Origin of the sequence: Lacisediminimonas profundi, assembly GCF_008831265.1 — a bacterium.
GTDB classification, from domain to species: domain Bacteria; phylum Pseudomonadota; class Gammaproteobacteria; order Burkholderiales; family Burkholderiaceae_D; genus Lacisediminimonas; species Lacisediminimonas profundi.
In genome coordinates this window covers 355,776-374,591 of record NZ_VTTH01000001.1, presented here as the reverse complement: position 1 = coordinate 374,591, position 18,816 = coordinate 355,776, and the positions used below count along the sequence as shown (strand labels likewise).

The following is an 18,816-nucleotide window of genomic DNA, read 5'->3' as shown; positions in this document are numbered from 1 at the left end:
TCCTGGTCGGAAATTGTGGTCGGGACGCCGGCACGGGGCTAGAACTCCCCTTTCGCGCCCCGCTCCATCAGCTTCCAGACCGTATTGCGGACCTTGATTGCCGACGCCCGCAGTTCCGGTGGCAGCTTGCGTCCCATATTGACCATCATGTCCATGTTCAGCGTGTACATCCACAGGCCATCTTCCTTTTCAACCACCACGATGCGGCAAGGAAGGAAAGCCGCCATGTGCGGGCTGAAATCGACCATCTGCCGCGCCGTGGCCGGGTTGCAGTATGAATAGGCTTTCAGGAATTTCTGCTTCTGGCCGCTACGCGCCTCGAGTTCTTTCGACAGCGGCAACTCGCCCACGGCTCGCATGTTGTCCTCGGCGGCGACGCTGGTCAGCGCCGCCTCTATCTGCTCGACGGTCACGCCCGGCTCCACCTTGCGTTCCCAGGTGACTGCGGCTGCAATGTCGCCGCCCGAATCGACCCAGCGCTGCCATACATGGCCCATCTGTTCTCCGGCACCGTCTTCCAGGTTGCCGATCGTGCGCAGCGTTCCGCAGCCGCCAGCCAGCATTGCCAATACCAGTACCGCGCACGCGCGCGTGGTCCACCGCCTCGTCCACCACTTCGTCATCATTTTTCCACTTGCCTTTCGTTTCCCTGGCAGGCTTTCCCGGGCCGTAAGCCGACAGGTGCCGCGAAGTCGGGGAGTTTACCCTGTTTGAAAGCCGGTCACCGGCCAGCCCGGCAGCGTTGTCGCCTGGCACAACATCAAATGCACAAGCCATGAATGCTCACATATACTCGTTCGAACAATAATGCTTCACAAATGCTTTACCAACAGGAGGAGACAACATGTCGTATCGCATCACGCTTGCACATGTCCTGCTAGCCGCAGCCGCGCTGACCGCCACCGCATCAGCGCATTCCCAGAACGCAGCAACAAACTATCCCGCGAAGCCCATCAAGGTCATCGTCACCTTTACTCCGGGCGGCGCGCCGGACATACTCGGCCGCATCATCGCCGACCGCCTGACCGCCACTTGGGGACAGCCTGTGCTGGTCGAGAACAAGCCGGGCGCGGGCGGCAATATCGGCTCGGACATTGTCGCCAAGGCCGCCCCGGACGGTTACACACTGGTGGTCGGCACGGTTGGCACGCACTCCATCAACGGCGCGCTTTATCAAAAAATGCCCTATGACATGGTGAAGGATTTCGCGCCGGTGACGCTGCTGGCAACAACCCCGAACATGCTGGTCGTCAACCCGAGCCTGCCGGTCAGGAACCTCAAGGAATTCATCGATTTGGGCAAGAAGGAGGGCAAGATGACTTTCGCCTCCGCCGGTTCCGGAACCTCGATCCATGTCTCGGGCGAATTGTTCAAATCCATGACCGGCATCGACATGACCCATATCCCGTACAAGGGACGCGCAACCGCGATTCCCGACCTGCTCGGTGGCCGCGTAACCATGATGTTCGACAACATGCCCTCCAGCCTGCCACTGGTGAGGGAAGGCAAGCTCAAGGCGCTCGGCCTGACCAGTTCCAAACGCTCTGCCGCGGCGCCGGATATCCCGACCATTGCGGAAAGCGGACTGCCGGGATTCGAAGCGGTGTCGTGGTTCGCGATATTCACCACGGCCGGCACGCCGCGGCCGGTGGTGGACAAGCTGCAGTCCGAGATCGTGAAGATCATGAAATCACCGGACGTGACCAAGAGGCTGACTGACCTCGGCCTGGATCCGGTCGGATCGACGGCAGATGAACTGGCGGCCTTCCAGAAATTGGAAATCCAGAAATGGACGAAGGTGGTGAAGGATTCCGGGGCGAAGGTGGAGTAAGGCGAACAGGCTCCGCCGCCCTGCAGGGGGGTAGAGACGGGGGTGGGGTTCGGATCGGCCCAGTTCGGCTGATCCTGCTTCAACTCCCGGTGATCACCTGCGGTGCCGGCCCGGCATGGCTGCCGATCCGCCGCGCATACTCATGGGTGAACAAGGCCCCATAGAAAAATATCTGCGCCGAATAATAGATCCACACGATCAGGATCACGACCGAGCCTGCCGCGCCGTAGGCGCTGTCGATATTGGCATTGGCCACATACATGCTGATCGCGGCCTTGCCGATAGTAAACAGCGCAGCCGTGATCGCACCCCCGACCAGCACGTCCTTCCAGGCGATTTCGGTACTCGGGAGGTATTTGAAAATCGCTGCAAACAGCGCGGTTACAATCCCGAATGACGCCAGGTCCGACAACACCTGCACCAGCAGGTGCCAGACCGGAGGCGCTTCTCCCCGCGCGCTCCACAGGTTTTGCAATGCATCCAGCCCGGTGCTGACCACCAGCGAAATTATCAGCATCAGCGCCAGTACCGCCAGCAGCCCGAAGGACAGCACCCGCTGGCGCAAGAAACCCAGGACGCCGGATGCACTGCCCGCTGGCACCTCCCATAACTCATCGAGGCTGCCTTTCAGTTCGGCAAAGGCGCCGGTGGCACTGACCAGGACCAGCAAGCCGGAGATGATGCCGGCCAGGATGGTCGTATCCGGGCGCTGGGTGCCGGCCAGGATGGCCTGGATTGCCTCCCCACCCCTGGCGCCCATCAATCCCTGCATCTGCTCCACCAGCACGCCACGCACAGTGTCGGGGCCGAAGAATATTCCCGCCATCGCCACCACCAGCACCAGCATCGGCGCCAGCGAAAACAGTGTGTACAGGGCGAGCGCTGCGCCCTTGCTGGCGGCGCGCCGGCTGACCCAATCGCGGCCGGCCTGCGCGGCCACCTCTCCCAGCCCTTTCCACAGCGACGGCGCCTGCTGCTCCCATTGACCTCGCGCGCGCAGATCCGCCATGTCGACGCCGGGATGGATCGCCGTCTCGATGCGCAGCATGTTGTTGTTGAGGTCGCGCGTCTGCGAGCGGCCGAGATGACGATCGGGGATGCGCTTACGTTGTTTCCACAGCCCGTAAGCAGTGGCGCCGGCCATGGCAAGCGCCCACCACGCCTGCAGTTTTTCCTTGCGGCTGTATCGTTTCATGGCGCCCTGTCCTGGTCATCCTTTGATGAATAGACAATGACCGCTGGCATAGTTCCACCAGCGCAGGGGCCGTGCCGACCCGCTCAAACCATGCCGGCCGCCTTCGCGATCAGTTCGTAGGAACGGCGCCGGGCCATCGGATCGAAGGCCCAGGTATTGATGACGATCTCGTCCAGTCCGAGCTGCTGGCCCAGGACGGAAATTTTCTCGAGGACTTGCTCCCCGGTTCCGACCAAGGCCTTGCTGCGCACCGATGCAATACGGGCCAGGTCGGCCTCGCCATACGATTGCCGGTCGGCCTCCTCGGGCGAGATCAGCGGTAGCCGCAGGCCCTGCTCGAAGCCGACCCGCCAGTGCTCGCGCGTCTTCAGGAGATGGCGCGCCTCCTGCTCGGTGTCTGCGGCCAGGGCCCACACACATATGGTGGGAACCGGCGCCGGGTAACGCGGGCTCGGCCGGTAGTTCTGCCGATAAAGCTGCAGCGCCTGCTCGACCCCGCGTCCCTCGCTGAAGAAATAGGCAAAAGCGTAAGGCAGCCCGAAGTGCGCAGCCAGTTGCGCCCCATAGTCCGAACTGCCGAGTATCCACATTTCCGGGCTGGTCGGTCCGGTCGGATGGGCCGTGATATTCCGAAACGGATGCGCTTCCGGCAGCGGCTCGCCGGCTACCCAATGCTGCAAGGTGCGCACTTGCTGCGGAAACTGATCAGCCATGCCATCGTCGGACGGATTCAGTGCATACGCCGTCAACCGGTCCGAACCCGGTGCCCGGCCAATGCCGAGGTCGATCCGGCCCGGCGCGATCGCTTCCAGCACACGGAACTGTTCCGCCACCTTCAACGCGGAATAGTGCGGCAGCATGACCCCGGCGCTTCCCACGCGAATGCGTTGGGTGGTGGCGGCGATGGCCGCCATCAGCACCTCGGGCGCGGTGCCCACGATGCTGTCGCTGTTGTGATGCTCGGACACCCAGTAGCGGTGGTAGTTGAGCCGCTCACAGTGCCGGGCCAGCTGGACTGATTCGGCCACAGCGTCCGCTGCCGTGCTGCCCTGCGAAGCGGGGGATTGATCAAGGACGGAAAGTTTCATTAATCACAATAAAAACCAAAAAAGAGGAGAGGCCGTCAGTGCAAGCCAGGGCGGCAAACTGCAGCTATCGCACCGGATGCCGCGCCATCGTAGCAGGCTTATATGGCCGTACATGGAGGGTCAGAGTAACCGAACATCGCAAAATTAAGGTAAATTCGGGGCCAAGACGCATATCGACTTTGTCACCGGAACCTAATGAGCCAGCCCCTTCCCTTCCAGGACAAGCACCAGCCTATCAACGTCAACGCCCTGCGGGCCAGTTGCTCCGCATGCAGCATGCACCAACTGTGCTTGCCGATGGGACTGGCGGAAGAAGACATGGGACGCCTGGATGCAATCATCGGCCGGCGCCGGAAAGTCCCGCGCGACGGCGTCCTGTACCGGGTCGGCGACCCGTTCACCAACCTGTACGCAATCCGCCTTGGCCACTTCAAGACCTACCAGATCAACTACAACGGCGAACAGCAGATCACCGGCTTCCAGATGGCAGGAGAGTTGCTGGGAATGGATGCGATCAGCACCGACCGCCATCATTGCGATGCAGTCGCTCTGGAAGACAGCGAAGTGTGCGAGATTCCGTTCCCGCGGCTGGAGGAATTGTTCGGCCACATCCCTACCCTGCTGCATCACTTCCACCGGATGATGAGCCAGGAAATCACCCGTGAGCAAAGCGTGATGCTGTTGCTGGGAAACATGCGGGCGGAGCAGCGCTTCGCTGCCTTCCTCGTCAACCTCGCCTCGCGCTATGCTGCACGCGGCTATTCCCCCACCACGTTCCAGCTGCGCATGTCGCGCGAGGAAATCGGGAACTACCTGGGGCTGACAATCGAAAGCATCAGCCGCCTGCTATCCAGGTTCAAGAAGCAGGAACTGCTGCGGGTGAATAACCGGGAAATCGAGATGCTCAAACCGGAGATCCTGAAGGCAATCGCCGCCGGCACCGACCAGTGCAAGTAAGGTGGCGGCAGCCACGGCCATGACTGCGGCCGGCATTGTTGCCGGTCAGATCCGTGGATGGCTGCGGTCGTTGGGCACGTTGAGCAGGTAATAAGTCAGCATGCTGGCCAGCGCGCAGAAAATCCAGAAGAAGAAAAATCCCACCGTGTAGGCCGCAATGACCGGTACCTCGACGTGCGTGCCCACCACGATCAGGTCGTGCGGGTCGAACATCGAAAAGAAAAACCCTTCAGCGATGATCGCCACCAGGAACGACGGCCACAGGATTCCAATTGCCAGACGCATCATGAATCATCTCCCTTGCGCATTAGACGGTGCGAGGTCGGCCGAAATTATTATTTGCTTTTCCTGGGGCCATTTCCAGGTCCCGAGCAGCCGCCACTCCCGCGACTCATTTTCCACGAGTACCTGCCAGCGCGCAATCTCCAGCATGTCCAGGCGGGCGCTGAAGCGTCCATCCTGATCCGGCCGGACAGACAAGCTAATGTCTTTTTCCGGCTGGGTCGAATGGACCAGCCGGATCTTCAGGCCGCCGCTGCGCGCGGCCGGCGTACCGGTCACCGTACCGTTCAGCGTTCCGGCCGCCGCGTCGTAGCCAATGCGGGCCTGCATGTGCAGGCTGGACGCCACCCGGTCACGCCGCAAGTCCTGGTTGATTGCCTTGCCCTGCTTGTAATAGTCATCCACCACCAGCGCATCCTGGGACCGGATTGCCAGCCACGATGTATAGAGGCCGGCCAGCACCACCACGAAGGGACCCAGCATCAGCAGCCATGGCCAGCGGTGTGCGTACCACGGCTTGTTGTCCACGTTGCCCGGCTGTACTGATTGTTGCTTGTTCATGATTCCTGATCCTTCAACGCGGCACGATGAATACGGCATTTTCAGTGACCGACACCGACTGGTCACTGGTCGAGCGCAGCGTCACCTGTATCTTGTTCGATCCGGTCTTGCCCTTGCCGTGTTCGGCCCGGATCCGGATCGGCACGGCACGGCTTTCAGTCGACTGCAGCGTAACGAGGTCCGGTGTCGCCAGCTTCAGCGTGTCCAGTCCGCTGACGCTGATACGGTAGGTCTGGGCGGATTCGGAGGTGTTCATCACCTGCAGCCGGTAGACGTTCTCGATCATGCCGTCCTCGACCTCGCGCCCCATCGAGCCGCGATCGCGTATCACATCGAACTTCAGCGGCGTGCGTAACATCAGCGTGCTGGCGAACACTGCAACGATGGCCGCCAGTATCGCCGTATAGATCAACACCCGCGGACGCAGGGCCCGCTTGCGCACCTGCGCAATGGACCAATTATTCTTCAGTGCGTTCTCGGTGGTGTAGCGGATCAGGCCGCGAGGGAACCCGACCTTGTCCATCACTGTGTTGCAGGCGTCGACACAGGCGGCGCAGCCGATACACTCGTATTGCAGCCCGTTGCGGATGTCGATGCCGGTCGGGCATACCTGCACGCACATGGTGCAGTCGATACAGTCGCCCAGGCCTTTGCTCTCGACGTTCTTTGAGCGCGCACCGCGCGGCTCGCCGCGCTTCTCGTCATAGGAGACGATCAGCGTGTCCTTGTCGAACATCGAACTCTGGAAACGTGCGTAGGGGCACATGTATTTGCAGACCTGCTCGCGCATCCAGCCGGCATTGCCGTAAGTGGCGAAGCCGTAGAACAGTACCCAGAACCATTCCCACGGACCAAGGCCAAGGGTGGCGATCTCGGCCATCAGGGTGCGGATCGGCGTGAAATAGCCGACGAAGGTGATGCCGGTCCACAACGAGACTGCGCCCCAGGCCAGGTGCTTGGCAGTTTTCTTGGCGGCCTTGGATGCGGACATCGGCTGCTTGTCGAGGCGCATGCGGGCACTGCGCGGACCCTCGATCTTGCGCTCTATCCACATGAATATCTCGGTGTACACCGTCTGCGGACAGGCGAAGCCACACCAGACACGCCCGGCCACTGCCGTCGCCAGGAACAACAGGTAGGCCGAAATGATCAGCAGCGCCGCCAGGTAGATGAAGTCCTGCGGCCAGAGGACGATGCCCAGTATGTAGAACTTACGGGCGACCAGGTCGAACAGCACAGCCTGACGGCCGTTCCAGGTAATCCAGGGCAGGCCGTAGAACACCAGTTGCGTCAGCCAGACGAATACCCAGCGCAAGGTGGCATACCTGCCCTGTATCTCGCGCGGATAGATCTCCTCGCGCGCGGCATACATCTTGATCACTGAAACTTGCTCGTCGGCACTCATCTTGAATCCATCAAAGAAAAAATGGCCGTCGCATGGTCGCCACAGCCATTAAAAGCGGGCAGGACGGCCCGCTCCCCCTACTCTATTTTTGCGCCGTGGCGCCCTTCTCGTTCGACAGTCCCCAGACATAGGCACTCAGAAGGTGGACCTTTTCCTCGCCCAGGAAATCCTTGAACGCCGGCATCTGGTTACTGCGGCCTTTGCGCACGCCATCCATGATGGTGTCGACGCTGCCGCCATACAGCCAGACCTTGTCGGTCAGGTTGGGCGCGCCCAGCGCCGGGTTGCCCTTGCCCTCTGCGCCATGGCAGGCCGCGCAGGCAGCGAACTTGGTCTTGCCGAACACCGACTTGATCGGGTCATGGGTCGAGTCGGAAAGCGACAGCACGTAGTGAGCGACGGCCTCGATATCCTTTTCCGAGCCTACTGCTGCGCCCATCGGCGGCATGACGCCATTGCGGCCGTTCAGGATCGTGGTCTTGATCACGTCGGGCTCGCCGCCGTACAACCAGTCGCGGTCGGTCAGGTTAGGGTAGCCCTTGTTGCCGCGAGCGTCCGAACCATGGCATTGCGAACAGTAGGTCAGGAACAGGCGTTCGCCGATGGCGCGCGCCTGTGGATCGGCGGCAACCGCTTTCAAGTCCTGGGTCGCATACTTGGCGAACAGCGGGCCGTATTCGGCATTTGCCTTCTTCAGCTCCTCCTGGTATTCGCCTGTCGATTTCCAGCCCAGCGTGCCGGCAAAATTACCCAGCCCGGGGTACAGCACCAGGTAAGCGACGCCGAAAACGATGGTGATGTAGAACAGCCACATCCACCAGCGCGGCATCGGGTTGTTCAGCTCGGTCAGGCCTTCGTCCCAGCTGTGGCCGGTGGTTTCGGTCACGTTGCCCTGCGCATCGCGCTGCTTCGTGATCTTCACCTTCGACTGCGTATATAGCAGCAAGGCACAACCGGCGATGCCCAGCACCGTCAGCACGATGATGTAGATGCTCCAGAAGCCGTGTGTGAAATCAGCCATGCTGCGCTCCCGTCTTGTTATTGTCCTGTTCGTCGTCGGCGAACGGGAGGTTTGCTGCCTCGGCATACGCATCCTTGCGATGCGAACTGTAGGCCCAGGCGACGATGCCGATGAATGTTGCGAAGCTGACCAAGGTGAACAGCGAACGCATGTCGGTGAAAAGTTCTGCGATGTCCATGATTAGTTCCTGGCCTTGATCTGGGTTCCCATCCCTTGCAGGTAAGCGATCAGCGCGTCCTGCTCGGTCTTGTCAGCCAATTCCTTCGGTGCGTTGGCGATCTCCTCCTCGGTGTACGGATCGCCGAGGCGCTTGAGCGCGCGCAGGTGGGGAACGATGCTTTCCGGATTCAGCTTGTTCTTGGCCAGCCAGGGATAACCGGGCATGTTCGACTCGGGCACCACGTCACGCGGGTTGTCCAGGTGGGTACGGTGCCATTCATCGCTGTAGCGTCCGCCGACGCGTGCCAAGTCGGGGCCGGTGCGCTTGGAGCCCCACTGGAACGGACGGTCATAGACAAACTCACCGGCCACCGAATAGTGGCCATAGCGCTCGGTCTCTGCCCGGAACGGACGGATCATCTGCGAATGGCAGTTGTAGCAGCCTTCACGCACATAGATATCGCGGCCGGCCAGGCGCAGTGCCGAGTAAGGCTTCAAGCCGGCGACCGGCTCGGTGGTCGATTTCTGGAAGAACAGCGGAACGATTTCCGCCAGGCCACCAACACTGACGACCAGCACCACCAGCACGATCAGCAACCAGGGATTCTTTTCAATCCACTCATGTTTGAATTTCATCATTGCTCCTAAATGTTCGTTCCGGTCAGTGGGCCGCGGCCAGTGAAGGGATGCGCGAGTTGGCCGGCTGGCTGCCACGCAGCGTCATCACCGAGTTGTAAGCCATCAGGATCATCCCCCCCAGGTACAGCAGTCCGCCGGTGAAACGAATCACGTAGTACGGGTAGGTTGCCTTGACCGATTCGACGAAGGTGTAGGTCAGGGTGCCGTCCGTATTCACTGCACGCCACATCAGGCCCTGCATCACGCCGGCAATCCACATGGAGGCGATATACAGCACGATGCCGATGGTGGCGACCCAGAAGTGCACTTCGATCAAGCGCACGCTGAACATTTCCTTCTTGCCGCACAGGCGCGGCAGCAGGTAGTAGATCGAACCCATCGAGATCAGGCCAACCCAGCCCAGCGCACCGGAGTGCACGTGGCCGACGGTCCAGTCGGTATAGTGTGACAGCGCGTTGACGGTCTTGATCGACATCATCGGACCTTCGAAGGTCGACATGCCGTAGAAGGACAGCGACACGATCAGGAACTTCAGGATCGGGTCGGTGCGCAGCTTGTGCCAGGCACCCGACAGGGTCATGATGCCGTTGATCATGCCACCCCAGGACGGCGCCAGCAGGATCAGCGAGAACACCATGCCGATCGACTGGGTCCAGTCAGGCAACGCCGTGTAGTGCAGATGGTGCGGGCCGGCCCACATGTAGGTGAAGATCAGCGCCCAGAAGTGGACGATCGACAGCCGATACGAGAAGACGGGACGCTCGGCCTGCTTGGGAATGAAGTAATACATCATGCCGAGGAAGCCGGCGGTCAGGAAGAAACCGACCGCGTTGTGGCCGTACCACCACTGCACCATCGCATCCTGCACGCCCGGATAAGCCGAGTAGGACTTCATCAGGCCGGCCGGCATGACCGCACTGTTGACGACATGCAGCAGCGCAACGGTCAGGATGAAAGCGCCGAAGAACCAGTTGGCGACATAGATATGCGACACCTTGCGCTTGATCAGAGTGCCGAAGAACACCACCGCATACGAAACCCAGACCAGCGTGATCAGCACATCGATCGGCCATTCCAGTTCGGCGTATTCCTTGCCTTGGGTATAACCGAGAGGCAGGGAGACCGCAGCGGCGACGATCACCAGCTGCCAGCCCCAGAATGTGAAGGCGGCCAGCTTGTCGGAGAACAGCCGCACCTGGCTGGTCCGCTGGACGACGTAGTAAGACGTGGCGAACAGCGCGCAGCCGCCAAAAGCAAAGATCACCGCATTGGTATGCAGGGGGCGCAAGCGGCCGTAGGTCAGCCAGGGAATGTCGAAGTTGAGCGCAGGCCAGGCGAGCTGGGCGGCGATGATGACGCCGACCAGCATGCCGACCACGCCCCACAACACGGTAGCGACAGCAAACTGCTTCACGACCTTGTAGTTGTAATTGAGTGCGGTGTCCAAGGGTGATCTCCAGGGTAGGGAACTAACAGAATTGTGCCGAGCGTACCGACCGCAGCTCGCGAAAACCTTGATATGAATCAAATATGCCCAGTTGCATCGGTCCAAGGCAAGTATAGACGGACAAGATTGATAACTGACATTCGCGCAGGTGATTTCTGATATGCCTGTGCGGCCAGTGACGCCGGTGACGCCGATGACGCCGATAAGTTAACCGCCGCCCTGCCCCTTTGAATCTGGCTGCTGCTCAACCGGCGCCTTGTCGTCATCCTGCAGGACCCGCATACCAGGCCCGACCAGGTCGTCGAACTGCCCGCCATCCGACGCCCGGAAGAATATCCAGATCGCGATGAAAACCACCACGATCGACATCGGTATCAACAAATAAAGCGCTTCCATTTCAATCCTCGGTACGTGGCACCCGCGACAGGCGCAGGGCATTGGCGACCACGATCGCCGAACTGAGCGACATGCCGATGCCTGACAACCAGGGATTCAGCCAGCCCAACGCAGCCGCCGGTATCGCCACCAGATTGTAGAGCGAAGCCCACCAGAGGTTCTGTCGCACCACCGCCATGGTCCTGCCTGCGGTTTGCGCCGCACGCCACACCGCGTCCAGCCGACCGGACAGCAGCACGGTGTCGGCATGAGTCTGGGCCAGCGCGGCTCCGCTGCCCATGGCAAAGGACACATCGGCCGCCTTCAGCACGGCGGCATCGTTGATGCCGTCGCCCACCATTGCCACCACGGCGCCGCGCGCCTGCAGGGCCTGCACCCAGGCCAGCTTCTGCTCCGGCAGCTGTTGCCCGATCGCGTCGGCGATACCCAGCCTGGCGGCAACCCGGTCCACGGTCTGCTGGCGGTCGCCGGACAGCAGCACGACTTCCTTGCCGGCAGCCCGGAAATTGGCGACCACACGGGCCGCTTCCGGTCGCAATGCGTCGGCCAGTTCGAAACGAGCGATCCAGTCGCCTCCGGTCCCGAGGTAGACCGCGCTTGCGCCATCATCTTCCGTCATCTGCGGCAAACCCCGCCCGACCAGATCCGAAACAAATTCCTGGCGGCCGATCCGGAACATCCTGCCATCGACCGTTCCCGCCACCCCCTCGCCGGCAATGCTGTTCAAATCGGCGGCATGCAGCGGTGGCAAGCCTTCGGCTGCCTGCAGCAGCGCCCGCGCCAGCGGGTGCAGGCTGGACGCTTCCAGCGCTGCCGCGATCTGCAGCGCCCGCTCGCCGCTGGCGTCACCGAGCAGCGTGCAGCTCTGCAATACCGGCCGGCCCTCGGTCAGGGTGCCGGTCTTGTCGAACACCACATGCGTGGCCCTGTGCATGGTTTCCAGCACATGCGCTTGCACTACCAGCACGCCTTGGCGCACCAGCGCATCGGTGGCGGCGGCGAGCGCGCTTGGGGTAGCCAGGGACAGTGCGCAGGGGCAGGAGACCACCAGCACCGCAATGGCGATCGGCCAGGCCCGCGCCGGGTCGATGAACCACCAGGCAACGAATACGCACAGCGCCAGCAACAGCAGCGCCAGCACGAACCAGCCGGCGACCTTGTCGGCCCACAGGGCCAGTTGAGGCTTTCCCTGCCCGGCCTGCTCGATCAGCTTCACCAGGTTGGACAAGGTGCTCTCGCCGACGGCCCGCGTGACTTTCAGCAGCACCGGCTGGCTGGCATTGACCGCGCCACCGGGAATCGCATCCCCGGCGCTCTTGTGCTGCGGGCGGCTTTCCCCGCTCAGCAAGGACAGGTCGACCGAAGTACTGCCTTCGACCAGCACGCCATCCACGGCGAATGCTTCCCCCGGACGGACCCGGATCACATCGCCTGCCTGCAATTGCGCCGCGCTGACCACTTCGTCGGTGGCGGTGGCGGGGTAGCCCGCCAGACGGGTGGCGGACGCCGGCATTGCATGTTGCAGCCGCTCCAGCGCGGATGCCGCCTTGCGGCGGGCGATGACTTCCAGGTAACGGCTGCACAGCAGCAGGAAGATGAACATCGTCACCGAATCGAAATACACCTCGCCCTGCCCACGCACCGTGGCGACCGTGCTGCCAATGAAGGCAGCGGCAATGCCGAGCGCCACCGGTACGTCCATGCCGAGCGATCGACCCTTCAGGCTGGCCCAGGCGCCGGCGAAGAACGGCTGGGCCGAATACACCACGGCCGGCAGCGTCAGAAGCAGGCTGGCCCAGCGCATCATGGTCTCCATGTCGGCCTCCATGGTGCCATCGCTTGCCAGGTAGACCGGAACTGCATACATCATCACCTGCATCATGGCCAGGCCCGCGATGAACAACTGGCGGAACAGCTTCTTGCCGGCTTTCTGCAACTGGGCGCCTTGGCGCACCGGGTCGAACGGGTAAGCCGTATAGCCGATCTCGCGCATGCTTTGCAGCACTGCGCTCGGCTTGCAGGCGGCCGGGTCCCAGCGCAGGTGCAGCCGCTCGGTGGACACGTTCATGCCGGCCTGGGCCACGCCCGGCAGGCGCGCCAGCCGACGCTCGATCAGCCAGACGCAGGCAGCGCAGCGGATGCCTTCGACCGAAAACACGGCTTCGCGCAGATTGCCTTCGGCCCTGGTGGCGTAACGCTGCTGTTCTTCTTCCGCATCGAACAGCTTCAGTTCAGGCGGCACCAGCGCCTGGCCGCCATCCGCGGTATTGGAGAACGAGGTCCGGGTCCGGTAGTAGTCAGCGAAGCCGCTGTCGACGATGGTCTGCGCCACGGCTTCGCATCCCGGGCAGCACATCGGCTGCGGCTGCTGGTCGATGGCGACTGTCCAGTGCGTGTTCTCCGGAACCGGCAGGCCGCAATGAAAACAGGCAGCCTGCGCCGCCTGGGCTGTGGCCGAGGTCAGTGCGGCGGCATTCGACGTCGCGCTGCTCATCGATGCACCCCGGCTGCGGGAGGCGCGATGCAGAAAACATCCAGCCAGCCGGCCTGGAATCCGTTGGCCGCGCGCAGCATGCCGATCAGACCGAAGGCAAGCACCAGAGCGCCGGCCATGATGCGAAAGCGGCGCTGCCGGGCCAGGCCGCGCAGGCGCTCACCGGCCAGTCCCATCGCCATCAGGGTGGGCAAGGTCCCCAGTCCGAAAGCGAGCATCACGGCCGCGCCGCCGGTCGCAGTGCCGGTCAGCATGGCCGTGGTCAGCACGCTGTAGACCATTCCGCATGGAACCCAGCCCCACAGTGCGCCCAGCGCCAGCGCCTTGGCCGGACGGTCGATCGGGAGCAAGGGCTTCATCAAAGGCTGGATCCGGCGCCAGAGGCCCTGGCCCAGGGTTTCAAGAAAACTCAGGCCGCGCCATGCATCCATCAGGTACAGGCCGAGGGCGACCAGCATGCCGTTGGCCAGCCAGTACATGGCAAGACGCAGGCTGGCAAGGTCGAGCATCGCCTGCACCCCGCCCAGCATGCTGCCAGCCAGCGCGCCTGCCACCATGTAGCTGCCAATGCGGCCCGCGTTGTAGGACGCGACCCGCAACAGCCCGTCCGCCAACTGCGCACCACTGCCGGCATCGCCCGGGTCAGCTTTGATTGTCATGACTGGCACCGGAAATGGCGCACCTGGCGAACGTGCGGCACGCGGCTTGGCAGCAGCCGAGAAGGCGCTCACGATGCCGCCGCACATGCCTATGCAATGCACGCCGCCGAACAGGCCGACCAGGAAAATCGGTAGCAGGGAAAGGCCAGTCAGCACAGGCAAGGCAATATGAAGGTCAGATTGAAGGTCAGATTGTCTTTGAATAACGCAAGGGCACCGACTGCGGATCGGCACGGCGCTCGCTCAGGTAACGATCGAACGCCATGCAGATATTGCGGATCAGGAGCCGCCCCTTGGGCAGCACGGTGATCCATTCGTCATCGATCGTCAACAGGCCATCACGTTCGAAGCCGCGCAGCTTTTCGACTTCAGCCGCAAAGTAGGTCGAAAACGTGATCGGATACGCCTGCTCAAGCGACGACATCGACAGCTCGAAATTGCACATCAGCATCTGGATGATCGAGCGCCGCAGCACATCATCCATGCCCAGCTTGATGCCACGCGCGATCGGCAATTCATTGTTGTCGAGGTGATTGTAGTACGCCGCCAGTGTTTTCACATTCTGGCTGTAGGTGGTGCCAACGGCGCTGATGGCCGATACGCCGCATGACACCAGGTCAGCGTCGGCATGGGTGGAATAGCCCTGGAAATTGCGGTGCAAGCGGCCCTGCGCCTGCGCAATGGCAAGGTCGTCGCCCGGCTTGGCGAAATGATCCATGCCGATATAGACATAGCCCGCCTTGGTCAGCCGGCGGATGCACAGTGCCAGCATGTCGAGCTTGGCCTCTGCGGTGGGCAGCGCGGCATCGTCGATCTGCCGCTGCGCCTTGAACAGGTGCGGCATGTGGGCGTAGTTGTAGATCGAGATCCGGTCCGGGTCGGCAGCGATGACCTTGGACAGGGTCTGTCCCATCGAGATCACGTTCTGTTTCGGCAGGCCGTAGATGAGGTCGATCGACACCGAGCGGAATCCGGCCTCGCGCGCGGCGGCAATCGCATCGAGCGTCATGCTTTCCGGCTGGATGCGGTTGACCGCCGCCTGCACGTCCGGGTCAAAATCCTGCACGCCCATCGACAGCCGATTGAAGCCCTGGCGGCGCAGGCTCAGGATGCGCTCGCGGTCGACGGTGCGCGGATCGATCTCGATCGAATACTCGCCGATGGCATCCGGCGCAAAGGAAAACCAGCGCCGCAGATGGCGCATCAGGTCGTCCATCTGCTCATTGCTCAGGTAGGTCGGGGTGCCGCCGCCGAAGTGCAGTTGCTCGACCTGGTTGGCGCCGGCGAAAAGATGGCCCTGCATCTCGATTTCGCGCTTCAGGTAACCCAAGTAGGTGTCGGCCTTGCTGTGGTCGCGCGTGATGATCTTGTTGCATGCGCAGTAATAGCAAAGCGACTCGCAGAACGGAATGTGCAGGTACAGCGAGAGCGGATGGCGACCGCCCAGCCGGCGAACGGCGGCGACCGCCTGCAGGTAATCGCGATAGCCGAAGGATTCGGTAAAACGGTCGGCGGTCGGATACGAGGTGTAGCGAGGCCCGAGCTGACTGAGCTTGCCAATCAGCGCCGCATCGAATTCGATTGCCGGGCTGGTAGGCCCGATATGGTGGGACTGCGTCATCTTTCTCCACTCCTGCAGCGGGCAACGGCCCGAACGGGACGCCCTTCCCGAGCGTTTGAAGTGTAGGGAGCAGGATGCGCTGAATCCTTGATCCAGGTCAAAATCGCCCGGGTGTGCCTGGCTGGCAGTTGAAAAGCCGCCCGGTAACGGTTGCAGGCATTGCGAGAAAGGCAATCAGTCCGGGGCTGGATGCATGGGCAAGGTCAAGGGCAAGCGCAGGGTGACCGTGTCGTCCCCATGTTCCCCCGCGCGCACCTCGAAACCCAGACCGAGCACCAGCCGGATCAGCCCGCGGTTGTGCGCCAGCGCTTCGCCGATGATTTCCCCGGTGCCACGGCTGCGGCAGTAGTCGATGATCTTGTTCATCAGCAGGCTGCCCAGTCCGTGCCCCTTCATGTCGCTTCGGACAATCACTGCAAATTCAGCTTGCTGGTTGTCGGGGTCGGCAATCGCGCGCACCACGCCCAGGGTTTCGGAAGTGCCGTCAGCCCGGCGGCGGACTGCGACGAAGGCCATCTCGCGGTCGTAGTCGATCTGCGTCATCCTGGCCAGTTGCGATGGCGACAGTTCGCGCATCCGGGTGAACATGCGAAAGCGCACGTCGTCCGGGTCCAGGGCCTCAAAAAATCGTACATGTTCCTCGCCATCCTCCGGCCGGATCGGCCGCAGCAGCACGTCCTGCCCCCGCCACTGGATCGCCTCTTCCAGCTCCTCCGGATAGGGACGAATTGCCAGCCGGTCCGAACGTGACGGGCCGATGCGGACCCGGGCGTCGAGTGCGATCACACCGCGCTCGTCCGCCAGCAGCGGATTGATGTCGAGTTCGACCACCTGGTCCAGGTCGACGACCAGCGCCGAAATCCGCATCAGCGTGTCGCAGATGGCGTCGATATCGGCTGGCGGACGGTTCCGGTACCCCTGCAGCAGCCGTGCAACGCGGGTACGGCTGACCAGGTCGCGTGCCAGCACCCGGTTCAGGGGCGGCAGCTGGATGGCGGAATCCGACATCACCTCGACTGCCGTGCCGCCCTGTCCGAACAGGATCACCGGGCCGAATACCGGGTCGGTGGATACACCGACGATCAACTCATGCGCCAGTGGCCGGCGCGCCATGGCCTGCACCGTGAATCCGGAAAGTCGTGCGTCCGGGAAGGCGCCCTGCAAGCGCCGGCGCATCGCCTCGGCGCTGGCGCGCACCGCATTGCCGTCCTCCAGATCCAGCGCGACGCCGCCGACGTCGGACTTGTGGGTGATATCGGGAGACAGGATTTTTACCGCCACCGGAAAGCCGATCGCTTCGGCACATGCGACTGCTTGCTCCGGATCAGCCGCCACCCGGGTCTGGACGACAGGAATGTGATAGGCGTCGAGCAGTTGCTTGGACTCGGGTTCGGTCAGCATGGTGCGGCCTTCGGCCAGCGCGGCGTCGATCAGCTTGCGCGCCGCGGCCCGCTGCGGCGCAGGTTGCTCGGCCAGGGCCGGCGGCACCTGCATCAGCAGCATCTGGTTGCGCCGGTACTGCACGATCTGCATGAAGCCCTGCACCGCTTCTTCTGGCGTGTCGAATGTCGGTATGCCCGCCTCGCCGAATAGCTGGCGCGCTTCGCGCACCCCGTCCGCACCCAGCCAGCAGGCCAGCACGTTGCGGCTGGCATCGCGGATCAAGGGCACCAGCGCGCGCGCAATCTCGGCGCTCGGCACGATCGCCGTCGGCGCATGGATGAACAGGATGGCGTCGTTATCGTTACTGTCGAGCAGCGCCTGCATCGCCATCCGGTAGCGTTCGACCGGGGCGTCGCCGATGATGTCGACCGGATTGCCGCGCGACCAGGTCGACGGCAAGTGGCCGTCCATTTTCTGCAGCGTTGCCGGCGACAATTCCGCCAGCTTGCCGCCGGCCGCGATCAGGGCGTCGGTCGCCATCACGCCCGGGCCGCCGCCATTGGTCAGGATCGCCAGCCGTTCGCCGTGCAGCGGACGGGCCCGCGCCAGCGTCTCGACGGCGTCGAACAGGTCGTCGGTGGAAAGCACGCGCAGCATGCCGGCGCGCCGCAACGCGGCGTCATAGATCAGGTCGGAGCCCGCCAGCGCGCCGGTGTGGGATGCCGCCGCCTTTGCCGCTTCGGGTGCGCGGCCGGCCTTGACCACCATCACCGGCTTGCTGCGCGCTGCGGCGCGCGCAGCAGACATGAACTTGCGTGCGTGGCGCACGTCTTCCACGTACATCAGGATCGAGCGGGTATCGGGGTCGCTTGCCAGGTAGTCGAGCACGTCGCCGAAGTCGACGTCGGCGCTCTCCCCCATCGAAATGAACTTGGAAAAGCCGATGCCGCGCGAACGGGCCCAGTCCAGCACCGCTGTGACCAGTGCCCCCGACTGCGAAATGAAAGCGATGCGCCCGGGCAGCGCGCCGGTGTGCGCGAAGCTGGCATTGAGCCCGATGCCGGGCACCAGCATGCCAACGCAATTCGGACCCAGTATGCGCAACAGCTGCGGCCGTGCGGCATCGAGCATGTGCTGGGTCAGGCGCACGCCTTCCCCGTCGGGCACGCCCATGCCGGCGGTAATGACCACCGCCGCGTGCGTCCCCCGCTTGCCGAGGGCCCGGATGATTCCCGGCACCGTGACGGGCGGCGTGCAGATCACCGCCAGGTCGGGCGCATGCGGCAGGTCATGCAAATGCCGGTAGCATTTCACCCCCTGCAATTCATCGTACTTTGGATTGACCGGGTAGATTTCCCCTTTGAACCCGCCCTCCAGCACATTGCGCAGGACCGTGGCGCCAACACTGCCGGGACGACCGGAGGCGCCGATCACGGCGACCGAAGCCGGGTTGAACAGGTACGACAGGTTGCGTATGCTCATGCACGGGTCTCCAATTTGGGCTGGGCGATCGCAGTCGCCAAGCGGCAAGCGAGCAGAAAGCGCGCGCCCGAAGAGTTTTGACCTGGATCAAAATCCCCGGCACAGCACTTTTCGTGAATCATTCTGTGCTGGACGGATGCTGCTGCAATGCCTACGCTTGCAGGTTGAGCTTGCTGCGACGCTTGCTATTCAACTT

17 protein-coding genes are annotated in these 18,816 nt (G+C 62.8%); 2 read left to right on the top strand and 15 right to left on the bottom strand.

Annotated elements, in window-relative coordinates; all coding sequences use genetic code 11:
- Positions 1 to 38: 38 nt before the first annotated feature.
- A complete protein-coding gene (locus FVE66_RS01675) occupies positions 39 to 626 on the bottom strand; it encodes a DUF302 domain-containing protein (RefSeq protein WP_241672965.1) in 588 nt (195 codons plus the stop codon).
- Positions 627 to 844: 218 nt separating this feature from the next.
- Here FVE66_RS01675 and FVE66_RS01670 point away from each other — a divergent pair, with 218 nt between their 5' ends.
- Positions 845 to 1,831, top strand: coding sequence for a Bug family tripartite tricarboxylate transporter substrate binding protein (locus FVE66_RS01670; RefSeq protein WP_151445650.1), 987 nt, complete (start codon positions 845 to 847; stop codon positions 1,829 to 1,831).
- 79 nt (positions 1,832 to 1,910) lie between these two features.
- Here FVE66_RS01670 and FVE66_RS01665 read toward each other — a convergent pair whose 3' ends face one another.
- Positions 1,911 to 3,026, bottom strand: a complete 1,116-nt coding sequence (locus FVE66_RS01665) for a YihY/virulence factor BrkB family protein (protein WP_151445649.1) — start codon at positions 3,024 to 3,026, stop codon at positions 1,911 to 1,913.
- An 83-nt stretch (positions 3,027 to 3,109) separates the two neighbouring features.
- On the bottom strand, positions 3,110 to 4,114 hold the full coding sequence (locus FVE66_RS01660) for an LLM class flavin-dependent oxidoreductase (RefSeq protein ID WP_151445648.1): 1,005 nt from the start codon (positions 4,112 to 4,114) through the stop codon (positions 3,110 to 3,112).
- 195 nt (positions 4,115 to 4,309) lie between these two features.
- Here FVE66_RS01660 and fnr point away from each other — a divergent pair, with 195 nt between their 5' ends.
- The gene (gene fnr, locus FVE66_RS01655; protein WP_151445647.1) at positions 4,310 to 5,071 is read left to right on the top strand and encodes a fumarate/nitrate reduction transcriptional regulator Fnr; all 762 of its coding nucleotides are present in this window, start codon (positions 4,310 to 4,312) and stop codon (positions 5,069 to 5,071) included.
- Positions 5,072 to 5,116: 45 nt separating this feature from the next.
- Here the strand turns inward: fnr and FVE66_RS01650 are convergent, their stop codons facing one another.
- From FVE66_RS01650 to FVE66_RS01595, 12 genes are all read right to left on the bottom strand, one after another.
- Positions 5,117 to 5,359 carry a hypothetical protein gene (locus tag FVE66_RS01650; RefSeq protein WP_151445646.1) on the bottom strand — a complete coding sequence of 81 codons (243 nt, stop codon included), beginning with the start codon at positions 5,357 to 5,359 and terminating at the stop codon, positions 5,117 to 5,119.
- A 3-nt stretch (positions 5,360 to 5,362) separates the two neighbouring features.
- Positions 5,363 to 5,914, bottom strand: coding sequence for a FixH family protein (locus FVE66_RS01645; RefSeq protein WP_151445645.1), 552 nt, complete (start codon positions 5,912 to 5,914; stop codon positions 5,363 to 5,365).
- Positions 5,915 to 5,927: 13 nt separating this feature from the next.
- On the bottom strand, positions 5,928 to 7,319 hold the full coding sequence (gene ccoG / locus FVE66_RS01640; RefSeq protein WP_241672964.1) for a cytochrome c oxidase accessory protein CcoG: 1,392 nt from the start codon (positions 7,317 to 7,319) through the stop codon (positions 5,928 to 5,930).
- Positions 7,320 to 7,401: 82 nt separating this feature from the next.
- Entirely contained in the window at positions 7,402 to 8,340 is a 939-nt protein-coding gene (gene ccoP, locus FVE66_RS01635) for a cytochrome-c oxidase, cbb3-type subunit III (protein WP_151445644.1), read from the bottom strand.
- The gene (locus FVE66_RS01630) at positions 8,333 to 8,518 is read right to left on the bottom strand and encodes a cbb3-type cytochrome oxidase subunit 3 (protein ID WP_151445643.1); all 186 of its coding nucleotides are present in this window, start codon (positions 8,516 to 8,518) and stop codon (positions 8,333 to 8,335) included. Before FVE66_RS01630 ends, ccoP begins: the two co-directional genes overlap by 8 nt.
- Positions 8,519 to 8,520: 2 nt before the next feature.
- Positions 8,521 to 9,135, bottom strand: a complete 615-nt coding sequence (gene ccoO, locus FVE66_RS01625; RefSeq protein WP_151445642.1) for a cytochrome-c oxidase, cbb3-type subunit II — start codon at positions 9,133 to 9,135, stop codon at positions 8,521 to 8,523.
- Positions 9,136 to 9,160: 25 nt separating this feature from the next.
- Positions 9,161 to 10,585 carry a cytochrome-c oxidase, cbb3-type subunit I gene (gene ccoN / locus FVE66_RS01620; protein ID WP_151445641.1) on the bottom strand — a complete coding sequence of 475 codons (1,425 nt, stop codon included), beginning with the start codon at positions 10,583 to 10,585 and terminating at the stop codon, positions 9,161 to 9,163.
- A 207-nt stretch (positions 10,586 to 10,792) separates the two neighbouring features.
- Positions 10,793 to 10,981: a cbb3-type cytochrome oxidase assembly protein CcoS gene (ccoS, locus tag FVE66_RS01615; RefSeq protein ID WP_151445640.1), complete on the bottom strand. Its 189-nt coding sequence runs from the start codon at positions 10,979 to 10,981 to the stop codon at positions 10,793 to 10,795.
- Position 10,982: 1 nt separating this feature from the next.
- Positions 10,983 to 13,475, bottom strand: a complete 2,493-nt coding sequence (locus tag FVE66_RS01610; RefSeq protein WP_151445639.1) for a heavy metal translocating P-type ATPase — start codon at positions 13,473 to 13,475, stop codon at positions 10,983 to 10,985.
- Positions 13,472 to 14,290, bottom strand: a complete 819-nt coding sequence (locus tag FVE66_RS01605; protein WP_421829122.1) for a sulfite exporter TauE/SafE family protein — start codon at positions 14,288 to 14,290, stop codon at positions 13,472 to 13,474. Before FVE66_RS01605 ends, FVE66_RS01610 begins: the two co-directional genes overlap by 4 nt.
- 31 nt (positions 14,291 to 14,321) lie before the next feature.
- Positions 14,322 to 15,755: an oxygen-independent coproporphyrinogen III oxidase gene (hemN, locus tag FVE66_RS01600; protein WP_151445638.1), complete on the bottom strand. Its 1,434-nt coding sequence runs from the start codon at positions 15,753 to 15,755 to the stop codon at positions 14,322 to 14,324.
- Positions 15,756 to 15,929: 174 nt separating this feature from the next.
- Entirely contained in the window at positions 15,930 to 18,620 is a 2,691-nt protein-coding gene (locus FVE66_RS01595) for a bifunctional acetate--CoA ligase family protein/GNAT family N-acetyltransferase (protein WP_151445637.1), read from the bottom strand.
- Positions 18,621 to 18,816: the final 196 nt, after the last annotated feature.